The organism is Nonomuraea sp. B208, assembly GCF_057536035.1.
Window position 1 is genome coordinate 965344 of the sequence record NZ_BAAJOU010000021.1, and the last position, 17226, is coordinate 982569.

10 protein-coding genes are annotated in these 17226 nt (G+C 60.4%); 5 read left to right on the plus strand and 5 right to left on the minus strand.

Annotated features, from left to right (window positions below):
• The first annotated feature begins 181 nt into the window (after window positions 1-181).
• On the plus strand, window positions 182-412 hold the full coding sequence (locus AC27IY_RS21550; protein ID WP_487178988.1) for a hypothetical protein: 231 nt from the start codon (window positions 182-184) through the stop codon (window positions 410-412).
• Between the two features lie 408 nt (window positions 413-820).
• Here AC27IY_RS21550 and AC27IY_RS21555 read toward each other — a convergent pair whose 3' ends face one another.
• Complete coding sequence (locus AC27IY_RS21555; protein ID WP_487178989.1) at window positions 821-3397, minus strand: DEAD/DEAH box helicase; 2577 nt, start codon at window positions 3395-3397, stop codon at window positions 821-823.
• A 784-nt stretch (window positions 3398-4181) separates the two neighbouring features.
• Here AC27IY_RS21555 and AC27IY_RS21560 point away from each other — a divergent pair.
• The 3 genes from AC27IY_RS21560 (at window position 4182) to AC27IY_RS21570 (ending at window position 13235) form a co-directional block, all read left to right on the plus strand.
• A complete protein-coding gene (locus AC27IY_RS21560; protein WP_487178990.1) occupies window positions 4182-7625 on the plus strand; it encodes a helicase-related protein in 3444 nt (1147 codons plus the stop codon).
• 17 nt (window positions 7626-7642) lie between these two features.
• On the plus strand, window positions 7643-10363 hold the full coding sequence (locus tag AC27IY_RS21565; RefSeq protein WP_487178991.1) for a DUF1156 domain-containing protein: 2721 nt from the start codon (window positions 7643-7645) through the stop codon (window positions 10361-10363).
• Window positions 10364-10787: 424 nt separating this feature from the next.
• The gene (locus tag AC27IY_RS21570; protein ID WP_487178992.1) at window positions 10788-13235 is read left to right on the plus strand and encodes a DUF499 family protein; all 2448 of its coding nucleotides are present in this window, start codon (window positions 10788-10790) and stop codon (window positions 13233-13235) included.
• Window positions 13236-14013: 778 nt separating this feature from the next.
• Here the strand turns inward: AC27IY_RS21570 and AC27IY_RS21575 are convergent.
• On the minus strand, window positions 14014-14286 hold the full coding sequence (locus tag AC27IY_RS21575) for a GntR family transcriptional regulator (protein ID WP_487178993.1): 273 nt from the start codon (window positions 14284-14286) through the stop codon (window positions 14014-14016).
• Between the two features lie 95 nt (window positions 14287-14381).
• On the opposite strand from AC27IY_RS21575, the gene AC27IY_RS21580 reads away from it, so the two are divergent.
• On the plus strand, window positions 14382-14600 hold the full coding sequence (locus AC27IY_RS21580) for a hypothetical protein (RefSeq protein ID WP_487178994.1): 219 nt from the start codon (window positions 14382-14384) through the stop codon (window positions 14598-14600).
• A 277-nt stretch (window positions 14601-14877) separates the two neighbouring features.
• On the opposite strand, the gene AC27IY_RS21585 is transcribed toward AC27IY_RS21580, so the two are convergent.
• The 3 genes from AC27IY_RS21585 to AC27IY_RS21595 form a co-directional block, all read right to left on the minus strand.
• Entirely contained in the window at window positions 14878-15441 is a 564-nt protein-coding gene (locus tag AC27IY_RS21585; protein WP_487178995.1) for a guanylate kinase, read from the minus strand.
• Entirely contained in the window at window positions 15441-16469 is a 1029-nt protein-coding gene (locus AC27IY_RS21590; RefSeq protein ID WP_487178996.1) for a P-loop nucleotide/nucleoside kinase family protein, read from the minus strand. Before AC27IY_RS21590 ends, AC27IY_RS21585 begins: the two co-directional genes overlap by 1 nt.
• A gap of 254 nt (window positions 16470-16723) precedes the next feature.
• Entirely contained in the window at window positions 16724-17080 is a 357-nt protein-coding gene (locus AC27IY_RS21595) for a winged helix-turn-helix domain-containing protein (RefSeq protein ID WP_363949036.1), read from the minus strand.
• Between the last annotated feature and the right edge of the window lie 146 nt (window positions 17081-17226).

The window sequence follows — 17226 nt, forward strand, 5'->3', positions numbered from 1 at the left end:
CTGCAGAGGGGCAAGAAATGTGACGCACTTCACAAATAGGTTTTTGGCATCGTAGCGCCGCGGCATTATCCCTGGTAGATGACCTGTCGTTACACAGCCATTTCCAGTAGTTCCCTTAGCCAGCTAGACAACGGTGCACGATGTCCGAAAATGATCTCGATCGGCAACAATCTCAAAAGACGTGCTCTACTCTCGAACCAGGCTTCTTCTCAACCGTGTCGGCCAGATCCGCGCGGGCTCGACCGGCACGCCAGTCGATGTCCCGGTCCAACAGATGACCGAGAGGATCGAGATGGAAGAGAAGGCGCCATGGTACAGGCGTTGGGAGCCCCCTAGGCCGCAGGATCTCGCGACGATCATTGTCCGCGTGATCCTGATCCTGGTGGAGGTGATCCTCAGCGCAGGTCGCTGAGCCGGAGGCTGCAACCTCTCGACTCAGCGCCACTGCACCAGGGGCGGCCGTCGCGCAGACTGGTTGCGCAGCCGATGTGCGCGGCGTGCCGCCCTCGCCACTTCAGAGCTACGAACTCTGAAGCTGCTCGATTGCCTAATAGGCAAACGACTACTTGACGACTGTACCGCCTCGTAAGGAGAGTCGCACCATGCCTTACGCCGCGGGCTGTTATCGCGCGGCCTTCCGCAACAACATTTCTGCCCGAACATCGCGCACTCCCTTCCTCCCCTTCTATTGATGGACGGGCTGCCTGGCCTTGTAGCTTGTAGCCGGACACCAACTCGTCGCACGCCCACTCCCGGGCCCCATCGCGCTATACCGCCCAGAGTGACCTACTGGCCTGGTGGAACCCACGATCAGCAGTGGTCAGGTGGAGGGGAAGATCGCGGTTATGTCGTCGGCGGTAATAAGCTTGCCTTGGGTCGGCGACAGCAACTTGCCCAACCAGCCGTCCGGTGGCAGGAGTGCCTCAATCTTCGTGCGAGCTTCGCCCCGCGCTTCGGCGTTACCGTCGCCGCACAGCGCATCGTACTGACGGAGACGGCTAGCCAGCAGGTCATAGAGTTTGACTACGGCGCTGTGGTTGATCAGCGTGATTTTGTCGCGGGCGGCTTCCGCTGCATCGGGGTTCACGCTGGTGGCTGGTGTGAGCAGGCAGCCGTACACCAGCGTCTTGGCAGCGCGCCTGGTCTCGACTTCGATTTGCCCGAGGAGTTGGTTGACGTCGCCGCGAGCGAGCGGGTTGGGCTTGCCGGTTTTGACTTCCCAGACGCGGCGCTCGGCGCGCTTGACCGTGGACCAGGTCCAGCGGCAGTCCGTAGCGCTCTGCTCGGTCTTGGGTGGGCGTTCTCCACTTGCGCCAACGAGGCGGGAGAGTATCTTCAATCCTTCGCACTGCTGGTCATGGCTGCCGGTGAGCAGAGTGCGACCGTCGGAGAGCGCGCGGGCGAGGCGGGCACCGGCTTCGCGGCGCCACTCGTCCCAGGCGAGAAAGAAACGGTCGGTGTCGTCAGCGGTCTGTTCGTATCCTTCAAGGTCGGCGACGGTGCGGGCCAGCCGGCGGAACCAGGTAGTGCGCGGGCCGTTGTTGGTAGCGTCTTCCAGGGCCTTGCGTGCGGCGGCTAGGTCCTGAGGACGTCCTCGATCGAAGTGGGCGTGCGCCTCGATGTAGCGCCAGAACGCCGCGTGCTCGGTCTCGCCAGCGTCGCCGAGTTGGGTCGCGGCTTCGCGGGCCTTCTTGGCGGCTGCGGCCTGGTCGCCGATCCAGAGGTCGGTTGCGGCTGACACCTCGGCGTCGGCACTGGACACATCGCCTCGTCCGCCGGTGTTCCTGCCGGGGCGGGCCTTGCGTCGAGGGGTCGGGTTGGCGGGCTCGGTCGGTGCGAGGCCTTGACCGGCCGGTTGCCAGAAGGCGGCGCACTCGCGCAGGGTGCCCTCCCAGCCCTTGTCGTAGAGCTCCAGCGCGGCTCGAATGGTGGGTTCAGTGCCAGCGGGGATCGACCTGCGGACTGCTGGGTCGGCGAGAATCTGAGCGAAGGTGGGGTCCAGCCCCAGGTAAAGCGACCGATCTGTCGCCTCCCGATTGGCGCGCCCGAGGGCCTGGGTGACCCGCTGCCCGACGCGGTGACGCATGAAGCTGGCGTCGCCAAGGTAGGCAACCACGAACCGCTCAAATTCGCTGCTCGCCTGCGGGACCGTCGTGATAATGACGAGCTTGCAGACATCGCCCGCGAGGTCGAGCCCGTCGTAGCGGCCAGCGGTTACGAGGTGCCCGCTCGCGACCCGGCTCCAGGTGTCGACGATCGCGTCGTCGCCGGGGCGAAGCCGGTAGACCGGTAGTCCGTTGGCGGTCAAGACCTCTTGGAGGGTGTCGGCCTCTGCGTGGCTGGCGCACAACCAGGCGGCGCGCCCGCCTGCGGCCTGGGCTTGGGCCAACGCCCAGCCGAGCACGTTTTGATCGTAAGGCTGCTCTCCACTGGGGTTAAGCGCCAGAAGTCGCTCGCCGGTCGCCCCCGATGGAAGCGGTTGCGGGGTCTCGAGGCGGGTGACCGGCCCGCCGCCGACGCGCCGCTGCAGGTCGTCCATCGAGCCCAGCGTTGCCGACAGATAAATCCGCTGCTTGGCCCGGCTGTACCAGGAGTTGAGTGAGGTGGGCGGATGGTAGGGGCGGATCTCGATGCCGGACGGTCCGATGAGAACCCCGCAGCGTCCGAGGTGCTGCCGGACGTTCGGCCAAACGTGCCTGACCTCGTCGTCGCTGATGAGGGGCGACGCCTCGATGGCGTCGCGCGCCGGTATCACGATCGCAGCCCAGTCGCTGAAGGACAGCAGCTCCGGCGGGGTTCCAGGGCGCGCTGTGCCGTCCAGCATCGCTCTCAAGCCGGGGTAGGCGTCGGTGTGCGCGACCACGAGCTCGCAGATCGTGCGATAGAGCAGACGGGCCGGGCCGGGTTTGTCGGGAATGCGGAGGGTCTGCAGTCCGCTGAGAGGCTGCTCTGCAAGGTGTGCGTCATCGAAGATAACCAGGTCGGCAGGTTGCGGGACCGGTTTGCTGTTGAAGTAGACCCAGTAGTTCATGACGCCGACGGCGCGTGCCTGGTGGTAGTCATCGAGCTTGGCTCCCCCGTAGTCCCTCGCGGCGAAGCGGACGACCTCCAGCCCCAGCGCGGAGGCCTCTTCTTCGACGCGTTCGGCGAGTTGGCGCGTGCCAGTTAGGTAGGCGACTGAGCGGCCCTGGTCGAGGGCGTAGTCGGCGATCAGCAGAGCGAGCAGGGTTTTTCCCTCGCCAGTCGGCATCTCGATGGCTACGTCGGCCGTATTGAGATGGTGCTCGGCGTATGTGGCAAGGACCTGGCTCTGTCCCGGCCGCAGTCGAGTGAACGCTGCCGACTCGAATCCCGCGAGGCGCTGGTCGAAGTCGGGTACCGCCGCGTCTGCCACCATTCACTCCTCTCTTTGTGAATTGTGACTCTATGGTGCATGGCTTCGGCCTACTGGGTCGAACCGCCGATCTTCCGCCTTCACGCCGAGAGATCATCCTGCTCGGCTGATTGAGATGGCCATCAGGCACGTGTGGACGGTGGCGCGGATGCGCGGGTGGGGATGCTGCTCTCAGATGCCCTCTTGGTGTTCTGATCTTGCTTGTCTTCCTCGTAACTGCCCGACCAAAGCCGGGGCGCCGGAGGTCAAGACTCGGTTCGCCGACCGCGTAGCTGTCCCGGCCTTCGTGCCCGGTAGGTCGGATGGACACTCGCCTTGGAAGAACCGCCTCCGCGGGGACGGCCGGCAGATGGAGGTTGCTTGTGAACAGGCGACCGTGCTTATCGCGGACCTGGGGTCGGCCAGGCCGTCGATGTTCCCGGCCCCGCAGACAGCATCCAGGTTGTGGCGGCAACCCGAGAACGTCGCGCATGAGCTCGCAGATCGGCGGGCCGGCAGGACCGGGGAAGCCACGAGGCAACCATGTACGCCAGCTTGCCAGCTTCGATCTCTCGGCTCAGAGCCTCCACTGGTATTCGGAAGTGGCCTCGTATCTGCAGAAACCTCACTTCTCAGGCGCTCAAGGTGGTCGCTGACCCAAATGGGTGAGGGCACGGTTACCCCAAGGGACTTGGGTCTCAAAGCAACCATGTCCTTCTGTCGGGCGTGCGCAGTATGATCGGGCCCCTGCGTGGGGGTGCTCGGAGTCGGCCCCTGCAGCTGGACCATGCTTCGGGAGGCGGCAGACATGGACGACTTGCGCGATCGAGTGCGCAACACACTTGTGTCGCTCGACGGACACTTTTCCCAGCCTGTGCGAATCGAAGACCTTGAGGAAATCGCGCCGGGTTTCGTGCTGCTTCGAGTCCGTCACAAATCAGGAGCACCCGATGAAACCCAAATCGCGGTGACTGAACTAGAAGCTGCTCTCGCAACAGCAACGTCTATTGGTCAGGAACTCGTCTCACCCCAAGACATGTTCCTGTGGGTGGAATCCCAACGTATTCACCTCGCGTATGCACATGATCCCTTGTTTGCTGTCTCGCTCAGCGGCGTTAGAGGACTGCCACATCAAATCGAGGCCGTATATCGAAACATGCTCCCGCAGCCACGGCTGCGTTTTGTACTTGCTGACGATCCGGGTGCAGGTAAGACAATCATGGCCGGGCTCCTTCTCAAGGAGCTACGGTTGCGCGGTGCGGTTGAACGATGTCTAATTCTATGTCCAGCTCCACTCACGACGCAGTGGCAAGACGAACTCCTCGATAAGTTCGATGAGCATTTTGAAATCATTGGCAGCGAACGCATGGTTAATCGGTCTGGTCGCAACCCCTGGGATAGATACCCACTTGTCATCGCCAGCATAGATTTCGCCAAGCGCGATTCAGTGCGAGATGATCTACAGCGCGCCGACTGGGACCTGGTAATTGTCGATGAAGCGCATAAAGCCTCAGCGTACACGAAGAGCGAAAAAGACGATTCGGTAGTTAAGACAAAGCGATACAGCCTCGTAGAATCTGTGTCGGAGCGTGCCGAACGGGTACTACTACTCACTGCCACGCCGCACTCTGGAGATGAGGATCGATTCACACGCTTTCTCGCACTACTTGACCCGGATCAGTTCGCCACCCCCGAGTTGGTCAAGAAACAAATAGGAGACGAACATAGTCAGTTTTTCCTAAGACGGCAGAAAGAGGATCTTCGCGATGAACGCGGTGATCTCCTATTCGTCGAGCGCCATGTGCGTACGCAACCATTTCTCCTATCGCCAGCCGAGCACGAGCTATATGAAGATGTCACGGAATACGTGAATAAGTTCCTTGGGGCGACGAGCGGCAGGCGTGGCAACGCGGTAGCATTGGCTCGCACTGTGTTGCAGCGTCGACTCGCGTCTAGCATCGGCGCCATCCATTCGTCGCTAGAGAAGCGTGCTGAGCGGCTAACGGAACTGGCTAACAGTCTCGAAGGGATGAAGCCTGGAGAACGCCGGCGCAGGCTGGAGTCTTTGGGGCGAATGCCAGCCGATATCGACATAGACGAGGCAGAAAGCGGATCTGAAGACGTCGACGAACGTACCGATGAACTGCTCGCAACACAGGTTAGTGGCGCCCGCCAACTTGCTGAGCTCCGAATGGAAATCACGCAGCTGAGAAGGCTTGCCGCCAAGGCATCTCGACTTATGAACCAAGGCGAAGAACGTAAACTCGCCGCGTTGCGTGGCTGCCTAGAGCGGGCTGAGTTTGCCGAGTTGCGGGACGGCCGCGGGAAGCTGCTTATCTTCACGGAACACCGCGACACACTGCATTATCTCGATCGACACCTCCGTGAATGGGGGTATAGCGTATGCACGATCCATGGAGGTCACAATCCCATGGAGCGCAAGAAGATCCAGCACGACTTCCGTGCGAACAAGCAGATATGTGTGGCTACTGAAGCTGCCGGTGAGGGCATCAATCTTCAGTTTTGCCACCTAATGATCAACTACGACCTGCCTTGGAATCCCGTGCGCCTGGAACAGCGCATGGGGCGAGTCCACAGAATCGGACAGACTGCCGACTGTTGGATATTCAATTTCTGTGCGGTAAACACCGTAGAGGGGCAGCTCCTTGAACGCCTAATGGCCAAGCTTGTCGACATGGCAACAGCTCTTGGAGGCCGTATATATGACGTAATAGGAGACCTGCTTGCGCTAAATGGTGTGGACTTCGAACGACTCGTGCGAGACACACTGTCAAACCCGACTCAAGCGAACCGCAACCAGGCATTGGATGCGATCAGTCAATTGGACCCTGAAAGGCTCCGGGAGTACGAGCGAGCTACAGGAATCGCCTTGGCGAAGAAGTATGTCGATGTGGAATGGGTGCGCGGCCAAAGTTTCTTGTCCGAGGAACGTCGGCTGATGCCCGAATACGTGGAAGCCTTTTTTGTTGCAGCTGCGCAACGACAAAAAATGCGGGTCGAACGGCGTGCAGATTCTCTCCTTCGCCTTGAGCACGTTCCAGCTGCCCTTCGTAGTGACGATCTAAGTTCTGTACGTCGAAAAGGGCGTCCCGAACTCGAATACAGGAAAATCACGTTTCGCAAGGAGCAGAGGAATCGAGTGGAGCACGAGGACGCTACCTTGCTGTCTCCGGGGCATCCCCTGTTCAGCGCGCTCACGGAGGTTCTGGAACGAGACCTAGCAAGTGTAGGAGTCCCCCAGGGGGCGGCGGTCTTCATTGATCCTGCTACAGCGCACTCCTATGCAGTCCACTTCTTTGCGTTTGAGGTTATTGGAGAAACCACACAAGGGCAGGTAGAGACAGCATTTGCCGAGATCGTGGCAGTAATCGATGACGTTCACGGTTTCGAGCAGGGACCCGCTGATATCCTTCACACTCTCACCGCGGCTGCAGACCGTGATGCTCAACCACCTAGCACCGAACAGATTTCCTCTGCAATCAATTGGGTTCGTGCGAATATTCAGCTGCAGCGAACAAATATCGAGAGAACTAAGCGCCTAGCGCAGGCCGAGCTCAGTTCAACATATCTCCAGGAAGCACTAGCAGCGCAGGAGCGACGTCTCCAGGATCGCTGGCTGGACTACAACATGCGTGTTGCCGGCGGCGACGATTCATATAAACTGCTGCGGGACAATGCAGAACGTGCACTGGCTGAACTAAAGCATCGGCGAACCTCAAAACTGAACAGCTTGCGTCGCCTTGGGGTCATCCGGGCTGGCAAGGTAACACACATCGGAACCGCCTGCGTGGTGCCCCCCACGGCATCATCGGATTCCGACGCGAATCTCATGCGTGCGAGCAAGGAAGTAGAAGACGCAGCTGTCGCAGTTGCGATGGCATATGAGCGTGCTCAAGGCTGGGAGCCCGAGTATGTGGGCGAGGCACGCGATGGCTCCGGGTTTGACATTCGGTCCACTCGTGCAGGCACCGATGGTGTCTTGGAAGTTCGCCGAATCGAAGTTAAGGGCCGGAGCACGCCAACTGGCGACGTTGGACTGTATCGAACTGAGTGGTACGCGGCTCAACGATGGGGTAAGGCGTTCTGGTTGTATGTCGTCTACAGTGCCACAGGAGAGCAGCCAAACTTGATATGTATCCAGGACCCGTATCACACTCTTCCAAATGTGAGTGAGATACACGAAATCACCGGATACAGGGTGCCGTCTGCTAGCATTAGGGCTCGGGCATGAGGGACAAGGAAAACGGCGTGAACGAGCCAACCAGGCTGATAGAAGACGTGATACCCATTGACGTCATTGGCCGTGCCTGCTACGACGAGAAGCAAGGCGGGAGAAAAGGCCACCCGGCTTCACTACATCTGTGGTGGGCTCGTCGGCCACTGGCGGCTTCACGTGCTGCGGTCTACTCAGCACTAGTCCCAGCGGATAAGCGAGTCAGATCCTTGCACGAAGAGCGAGATTTTTTTGCCGCACTCTGCAAGTGGGATGCTTCCGCGAACATCGTGGCTAGCGCGCGAGATGCAGTCCTGGCGTCGAATGATGGTATTCCACCGCGAGTGGTGGATCTGTTTTCGGGCGGCGGTGCCATCCCTCTTGAGGCAGCACGATTGGGTTGCGAGGTCACAGCCAACGAGCTTAATCCGGTCGCACATCTAATCGAGAAAATGATGCTGGATTATCCCCAGCGGTTCCCGGGCCTCAGCGACGACATCCAAAAGTGGGGAACCCTCTGGGTCGAGCGTGCCTGGGAAGAACTATCTGATCTCTATCCGCCAATACAGGAAGACTCGGAAGATTCCAGTCAACAGGCTTTTCCACTGGGCCTCAGTGATGAACCTCCTACGGGAAGAAGGCGGCCATTCGCCTATCTCTGGACCCGCACCGTGCGCTGCCCCAATCCAGCCCGAGAGCCACATCAAGTTCATCTGATACGTCAAACGTGGCTCGCCCGGAAGGTTCCTACCGCGCTGCGACCAGTAGTTGATCGCCAGAAGCAGACTATACATTATGAGGTTGTAAAGGCATCCTCGGCGGCCGAACTGGGTTTTGACCCATCCGAAGGAACGAGACGCGGGAACACGGTATGCCATATATGTGGCGCCACTGTTGATGATGAGCACATCAAGGAAGAAGGGCGAGCTAAGCGGCTTGGGGTAGCCCCTCTGGCGGCTGTCGTACTTCGGAAACCCGAAAAAGGGAAAAACGGTCGCTGGAAGAAGCCTAAGGGGCGCGAATACCTGCCTGTTGGTAAATACACTCTTCCGGACGATGACTATTGCAAGCAGCGATTGTCGGCGTTGGGGGTCAGCGCCCCGGACGAGCGTATTCCCGACGGCGACACTAGATGGTTCGCCCCGCCCGATTATGGGATGCCAACTTACAGCGATATTTTCACGCCCCGCCAGCTGCTGGCGCTGATGACGCTGTCAGTTGGCGTGCGGCGTGTCTATGGCGCCATGCTAGAGGGCGGTATGGCCGAAGAACGAGCCAAGGCAGTTGCCACGGCATTGGCTATGGTTATCAGCAAGGTGGCCGATCACTGTAGCAGTCTCTGTCGCTGGATTGCTGCCGAGACCTACGAGGGCGCAGCCAACACCTTTTCCCGTCAAGCACTGCCAATGGTATGGGATTTTGCAGAAACTAATCCGTTCGGGGGCAGTAGCGGTGATGTCCGTAAGTACCTGAATGAGACAGTAGAGCTTATCGAACGACTATCCGGGATAGGCAGATCAGTCACCTGTATTAGAGGGTCAGCTGGAGATCTTCCGCTTGCTTCGAACTCGATAGACGCAGTTATTACCGATCCTCCGTATTATGACAATATTTCCTATGCGGACCTCTCCGACTTTTTCTACGTGTGGCTAAAACGGTCACTAGGCGAGCTGTATCCTCTTGACCTCGGGGGCCATGTCACGCCCAAGAGAAACGAGGCTGTTGTATCGCCTTATAGGCATAACAATCAGAAAGATAAGGCGCGTGGCCATTACGAGTCCCTGATGGGCCAGGCATTCGACGAGGCTTATCGTATTCTTAAGCCTGGCGCACCAATGGTCTGTGTATACGCTCATAAAACTACGATGGGGTGGGCTAGTCTCGTAGACTCCCTGCGCGGTTCCGGGTTTATGATCACAGAGGCGTGGCCGATAGATACTGAAATGAAGCAGCGTGCTGTTGGGCAGGATACAGCCGCGCTGGCTACGTCGATCTTTCTGGTGGCCCGTAAGCGATCGTCAGAGGCCGGGGTCGGAATGGAAGCCGACGTACTCGAGGAACTTGACTCGATCATCGAATCTCGGCTAGAGCGTCTGCAACAGCTTGGCATTACCGGTGCCGATCTCGTGATTGCCACCGTAGGTGCTGGCCTCCGAGCACTTACCCGCTACGACCGCGTGGAGCAGGACAACGGGGAGGTGCTCCCGTCAGAACGCTTCCTCGAAATTGTTCAGCTGAAAGTGCTGGATGCCATCTTTGGATCTATTGGCGCGGTGGACTCAGCCACGAGGTTTTATATCGCGTCTCAGTACTCGTACGGCTACTTTTCCGTGCCCTTCGATGAGATGAATAACCTGGCTAGGATGTGCAGCGCTGACCTTGGGAGTACAGCCGGGTTGATGGCCGGGCACAACCCGCTTGTCAACAAGGTCAAAGGTACTGTTGCCCTTCGTGACTATACCGACCGAGGATCTGACGAAAGGCTGGGACTGCCTAACGCGGAGACTGGTCGACCAGCCCCCTTGATAGACATTGTTCATGGCATGCTTTGGCGTGCTGAACATAAGCCGAGCGATATGCGAGCCTATCTTCTCCAGGTACAACCCTACCTCCAACAGGTGCGTCAGGTCGTGCAAGCACTGGCTGGCCGAGCACTTCGTTCAGCCGGTCAAGGGGCAAAGGGACGTGAGGCAGGGGCCGCTGAGACACTGCTAGTCTCCTGGCGAAGCCTAGTTGACAGTAACGCAATGCTTTAAGCAGGATGCTAGCCACAGTCACTAATTAGGAGTCTCCGTGGCCACCCCCGCCTACCACCTGAAGCCGTGGACTCACGTTGTACGGCCTCACGAGGACGTGACTTCTGGCGCATTGGACATGGGCGTCTACGCGGTCAACTTGGCTCGCGTCTTCCGTGAGAGTCCCCAGACGGCGGCCGTGTACCGCGATGCTAGGCAGTTTCACGCGGCAACATATCTTACGGAGAAGATGCACGAGCTCTTCGCCGACGTCACCGGGGCTTTGGCCGGCCAGCCTGGATCGCGTGTGCTGCAGTTGCGCACACCATTCGGCGGAGGGAAGAGCCACAGCTTGGTAGGGCTACTGCACCTTGTTCGCGACCGAGCTGGCTCTGTCGCAGGCAACCCCGAACTGGCCCTCCTCCCTGACCCAGGAGACGTGCAGGTGGCAGTGCTGTCAGGGGAGGAGCTGGACCGCAATACGCCTATTCGGACGGCCGGAAGCATCACGCACACGCTATGGGGAGAGCTTGGGGCTCAGCTCGGTCGCTATGAGCTGGTAGCCGAACATGACCGGACCGGAGCTGCCCCGGGCGGAGCTGTCTTGCAGCAGCTCTTTGGGGAAAAGCCGGTGCTCATCCTGCTGGACGAGGTGCTCGTCTACGTTGAAAAGGCTATGGCTGTAGTGGAAGGCGATTCCACCGCAGGCCGGCAAGCCATGCTGTTCGTTCAGGCACTTACGGAGGCTGTAAACAATCGTCCCAAGGCCGTCATGGTCTACAGCCTCCAGGCAAGTGTCGGGGAGGCAATCGGAGCAGAGGGACTTCTCACGCAGCTCGATCACCTTGTCGGGCGTGTGGACGCGAAGCGGGAGCCCGTATCGGGAGAAGAAATCCTTCGAGTGGTGCAACGCCGTCTATTCGCCGAGCTAGGTGATGAGGAAGTCCGAGCAGAAGTCGCGAGGGCGCACGCTGAGCTTCTGGAGAAGCATCTAGTCTCGAGAGCGGAGACGGCCCAGGCGCGGCGTGAGGCAGTTGAGGCGGCTGAGCACCTGCGTCAGCGGATCATGATTGCGTATCCGTTTCATCCTGAGCTGCTCGATCTAATGAACTTCCGATGGGGATCGCTCCCCAACTACCAGCGCACCCGCGGAGCGCTGCAATTCCTAGCATGTGCAGTTCACGCTCTTTGGAGCAAGGGTTCGAATAGTGCACTGATCGGGCCGGGAGACGTGGATCTCTCGGATGAGGCGACAAGGGGTGCATTTTTCACTCAAGTCGGCGAGCGTGAGAGATACGCTGCGGTTCTGTCGGCGGATGTCACTTCGCCGGAGTGTGGAGCTACGATAGTCGATCGGAGACTAGGCGCAGATAGTCCAGTTGTAGCGCAGCTTACTGTGGGCACTCGCGTGGCCACCGCAGTCATGCTGTACAGCTTTGGCGCCCGGGACGGGGAAGAGCGAGGTGTATTGGAGACCGATTTGGTATCCAGCTTGCTGGCTCCCGGGCTGGGCGGGAATATCCTCGCCGCCGCACTGCGCGACCTTCGCGAAGAGGAACTCTATCTGCATCACGCGGGACGCCGTTACCGCTTTGAGCCTATACCAAACCTGACCAAGTTGGTGCGAGATACGAGTAACTCCTTTCATGGGGAGGAGGTGCTTGCGCAGATCCGCATCGAGTTGGAAAAGCAGCTTCGAGGGGCGCAGGGTGTGCAGCTGTGGCCTTCAGACCCGGGCGCGATAGCTGATAATCGGCCCATCTTCACGGTTAGTTACCTGCATCCTGACTGGTCAAATGCGCGGCAACCAATTAGTCGTTTCATCGAGTATGTAGGTAATGGCACTCCTCGTCGATACCGGAATGCCTTGGCGCTGGTCTTGCCCGATGATACACAGTTTGATCAGGTCCGTCAGGCTACGAGAGTCCGGATGGCCGCTACTGCGCTATTGGACAGCAGTAAACACAACTTCAATTCTGAACAGATAGAGGAACTACAAGAGAAGCAAGCGGCGGCACGACGTGATGCGGCTGCTGGTCTTGCACTGGCGTATCGTACGGTGGTGCTTCCTGTGCGCGACCGTAGTGGTAATGAGCCTTATAAACTCGAGGAATTCGACCTCCGCTCACTCGTGGCAGCGGGAAAGTCGCTGCATGAGCGTGTCATTGACGCCTTGAGTACAAAAGTATTTAGTCGGGTTACCTCTGCCAAGCTGCTGGCGTTGGCTGGACTTAGCGATGGTAAGAAGGTCGTAGTATGTTCGGATCTCGTTGATTGGTTCTATAGCTACTTTGAATTCGTAAAACTGTGGCGTCCGGCTCCCATTGCGGATGCCATCGCGCGTGCTGTTGCAAATGGTGAAGTGGGCTACGTTGTAGGCCTCGTGGCTAACGGCGATAGCGAGATTACGCCTCGCGACGTACGATCTGTGCGATTCGCGACACAGCTGTCTGTCGACGAAATAGACCTATCTGACGACGCTGCCTTGCTCTGGATGGACTACGCTAGCCAATTGGTTGGCGAGGTTGATTTGGAGCAGGCAGAGGGCAAGGGAAGTGCAGATCCGGTCGGTGGTCAAGGCCAGCAGGGTACGGCTCCTCCTGGAAAGGCTTCTGGGGGAAGTGGCCCTATAAATGGTGGTGATGAGCCCACTGGATCCAAGGGCACTACGCCTCCTGAGCTGATCCGGAGCGCTCATGTGAGTGCGCGATTCAGTAAATATGGTCTGTTCGGCCTAGTGCGCGCCTTGTCCAAGCTGCGTGAACTCGATGGAGAGGTCGAACTCGAGGTTAATTTCCGAGTTCGGGGCGAATTTGATAGAACGTTGTTCCGCAACGCCATCATTGAGCCGATCGATGAAGAAGGACATGACGTAAACGTAGAGACTGCATAATTTCATGGGCCTGGCTGGCCTATGGGGTTCGTTTGGTTGCCGTCTCACGGGTCCACGTCGCAACCTCCGCCCGTTTTGCGATGGCAAGGGCCGGCAAGGCCGGTCCGCGGCAGCCGATCGCCCCGACCCCGTGCGTCGAGTACCGAAGTGAGCGATCGTCACGGCCGGACTGAACGATTGGGTAACAGGATCAGCCGGCCGAGGCCCTGCCGGTCGAGGGGAAGGCCATGGCCATCCGTCGAAGTTGGCCGCCACCTACCCCGACTTTGCCAACTCCTTGCCCAACCTCGGCGTAACGTTCTTGGAGTTGGGCCGCTCGGTTGAAGCAGAAGAGATGCAACGAGAAGCCGAACGGATCCGCGTGGGCTTTGGCGATTCCTGATCGCTGCACGTCTGCGGGTCTGGCCCGCCGGAGGTCTATGTGCGCGTGGGCGGTGCTGGCCTGGACCGGCCGAAGAGCCGCAGCCGGGCCAGCTTGCCGTCCACGCGCGGCCGAGGCGCTGCAGGCGGCTCGGCCCTTGAAGACGTGGAGATAAGTCTCATCCGGTGATCTTCCTGTAGGGCGATCACGTATTTGAGCTGGGGATATGTCCCTAGAGTCTGAGCGACTGCCGCGGTCGACGCTCGGCTGTTTGAGGTGGGGGCGGTTCCGTCAAGCGTCTTCGGCTGACGTTGTTCAGAGATCCCCGACATCGCGGAGGGGTGGGTTCACAGAGTCGGCTGAGCTGTCGCAGCAGCCGATGGACTGACACACGACGTCGGAGGTGCTGCTACCTCGTCAGGGTTGCTCCGCGGAAGGCGCGTCGTTGGCCGCGCTGGGTTCAGTGCGTTGGCCGACGAAGCTGCCCAGATTGGGGATCGTGTAGATCAGCTTTTCGTCCCGTAGGCGTTGCATGGCCTTGCGGAGGGTGCCGCGGGCTACGCCGAACTCCTGCATGAGCTGCACCTCGGACAGCAGGTGCTTGGGCCGATAGGTGCCGTCGCTGATGCGCCGGCGGAGGACGTCGGCGATCTGCTCCCACCTGAAGCGATCGGGCTCGAACTCAATCACGCTCTAACCATAGGAATACCTGAACATACACCCCGTACCAGCCCATGTTTTGTCATGGCATGGACAGGGGTGAACAGGGCTTCTACAGTGGCGTTATGGCGACGCTTCCCTGTGACCTCGACGTACTTCGCGCCGCGTTCCCGGACTGGTCCCTGTTTCGCAGTGACGCAGGTGCCTTCTACGGGACGCGGCGCGGTGTCCGCCTTCGGGATGCCGACATCGACAAGGGACTCCTGCAGACCGTGAGCGCGGACGATCTGGACACCTTCGTGTCCTTGCTGCGCGATCAGGGACGAATGGCGGTGGAGCGGTGAGGTATCCGTCTTCGGGCTCGGACCGTCACGGCAATCATCCCGCCCGCTCCCATGACGGGGCGATAAGAGTGCGCTGGCAGGAGAGCCAGGACCGCTGCACTCGGGTGCGGATCAGGGAGCACACGTGCACGTGCTCGCTTCCGCTGTACGAGCTGTGTACGGCGGGTGGCGCATGGTTCGTCCGGCGCATCACCGGCGAGAACCTGGAGATCGTGTCCGAAAGCCCTCGGACACCCGCGAAAGCGGCTCACACCCTGTGGATGCAGATCCTCTCCGGTCAAGCGTGCTGATCGCCGGCTACCGCCTTGAGCTCGGCGTGAGCACTGGCAATCCTTACGGCGATCTCGTCCGGCGTGACGAGGTCGGTCTGGAAACGGTGGCGGAAGGGCGGCTCGGCGTGCGTGTGCAGATCCGCTAGGGTCTCATCCCACGCTTTCAGCCGTTGTGGGGTGTCGTGGTCGCCGCGCTGCCGGGAACGGTGCTCGCACACCTGGCGTGGGATCCACAGGAGGACGGTCATCCAGGGGCCGGCCTCGGTCAGGCGGCGAAGGTCCGCGATGTTGCCGAGGTGGACGACGGGGAGATGCCCAGCGGTGATGAGTCCACTGACCTGGTGGCGGTCAATCGCGTAGGTGTTGCCGTACCGATGAGTCTCCAACAGGAGACGCCCGGCGGCGCGCAGCTGGGCCAGCTCCTCGACGGTGACGAAGTCGTATTCGGTGCCGCGGCGGTCGCCGGCCTTCAGCTTGCGTACGAGGACGAACCGGGGATCGAGCCGGCCGAGGGCGGCGGTGACGGTGCTCTTGCCGCTGGCGGGTGGCCCGTACAGTACGACGCCCATCATGTGAGGATCCGTTTCAGCGTTTCGCGGGTCTGGTCGGCAAGGCTGATCGCGGCGCCGAGGCGGTTGTCGACGGTGATGTGCGCGGTCGGCGGGCTGGTGTCGGTGTTGAGGCCGCTGACGTACGTTGGCCAGTTGGCGAGCTTCCAGGCGTCGCGCGCCGCGCTGCGGAACTCGATGTACTCGCGCATCGACTCGGGATCACAGCGCACCCACACCACGGCCACGTCGATGCCTCTGGCCGCGCAGCGGTTGGTGAGGCGAGAGACCCAGTCGGCGTCAGTCAGCTCAGCGATGAACGGGGCAGCCAGGATCGCCGAGGTGCCGACCTTGAGATTGTCGAACGCGGTCTCCATCAGGCACCGGTACTCCAGCGGGCGGACCTCGCGCAGGTACAGCTCGGTGTGCCGGTCGTGGGGGTCGCCGCCGAGGGAGATGAGTAGACGTTCGACTATGTGGCGGGTCAGAGAGTCTTTGTCCAGGAAGGCCCATCCGGTGATGTCAGACAGGAAGCGGGAGAACTCTGTCTTGCCGGATCCGGCGTAGCCGCCGATGAGGGTGAGGATGGGCTTGGGGCTGCCCTGTCCGTGGCGGCGTCGCCAGGCGTCCACGACGCGGTTGAGAAGAGCGTTCTGCTCGGCGTTGGCGGGGGCGCCGGAGACTTTGATCAGGGCTTGCTCGATGACATCGGCGGCGGCGTTGTCGGCGGCGGGATCGGTGGGCTGAGGCAAGTCCGAGATGGAATTTTCCACTTCGGTTATTTCGCCGGGTAGGGGCAGGCGGAAACCGAGGGTCGGCTCATTCGCCTGATAGAGCAGGCAATAGGCTCGCCGGTAGTGAGGACCGGGATATACCGATCCCTGTTCGTGTGCCCAGAGTGTCTGGAAATTGGCGGCCGGCGCGGTGAGGCCGTGCCGCTGGGCGACCTGGCGTAGTTGGTCACCTGCGGCTTCGAGGGTGAGGCCGTGGGCTTCCCGGTGCTGGCGCAAGCGCAGCGGTTGCCATCCGGGGCGGTGAATTGTCTTCATCGCATCCTTTTGTGCGCTTGAGGGAGCGGGCGCGTGTAAGCGCATGTGTAACCGCCGTGCAGGCAGCAATGCAGAAGCTTAGCTAACGCTCCGTGATACTCACCAGCGCCGATACGCGATGAACTAACGGCATCCCCGCCGGGATAACGACCGACCAGAAAGGGGTGCCGCAGTGACCACAAACGAACGGATTCTGGCCGAACTTCAGGCGATAAGGGAAGAAATGGAGGAGTTGGCGTGCCGGGTCGGCGAGATCACTTCGGCCCTCGGAACACAGCCTTCTCCAACTCCACGATCCTGTCGCCGAGAGCCGCCAGGGTGCTCCGCATCTGAGCGAGCTGATCCATGATCTCCGACGAGGCCGGCTCTTCGGGCGATGCCGTCACACCCTCGCGTACGAACACGCCCTTGCCCTGCTGGCCGACGATCAGGCCTTCGGTGCGAAGCACGCTGATGGCCGCTTTGACCACGCTGGCGGACACGTCGTAGCGCTGGCCTAGCTGGGCGGTCGACGGCAGCGCGGTACCGGGCGCGAGCGAGCCCGTCCTGATCTGCGTACGGAGGTCGTCGGCGATCTGGAGGTAGCCGGGGCGACCGGTCTTCTCGACCATCCCATGCCTTTCGCGAGGTCAGTCTGACCTCTACTTCAGCACACCCCGCACGACATGCCAACCAAGTCCTCGTGGAATCCCTTGACAACTTAGAATGCCAAGTGTTCTATGAATACGAAGAGTCACTTCGCGACTACCAAAGGAAC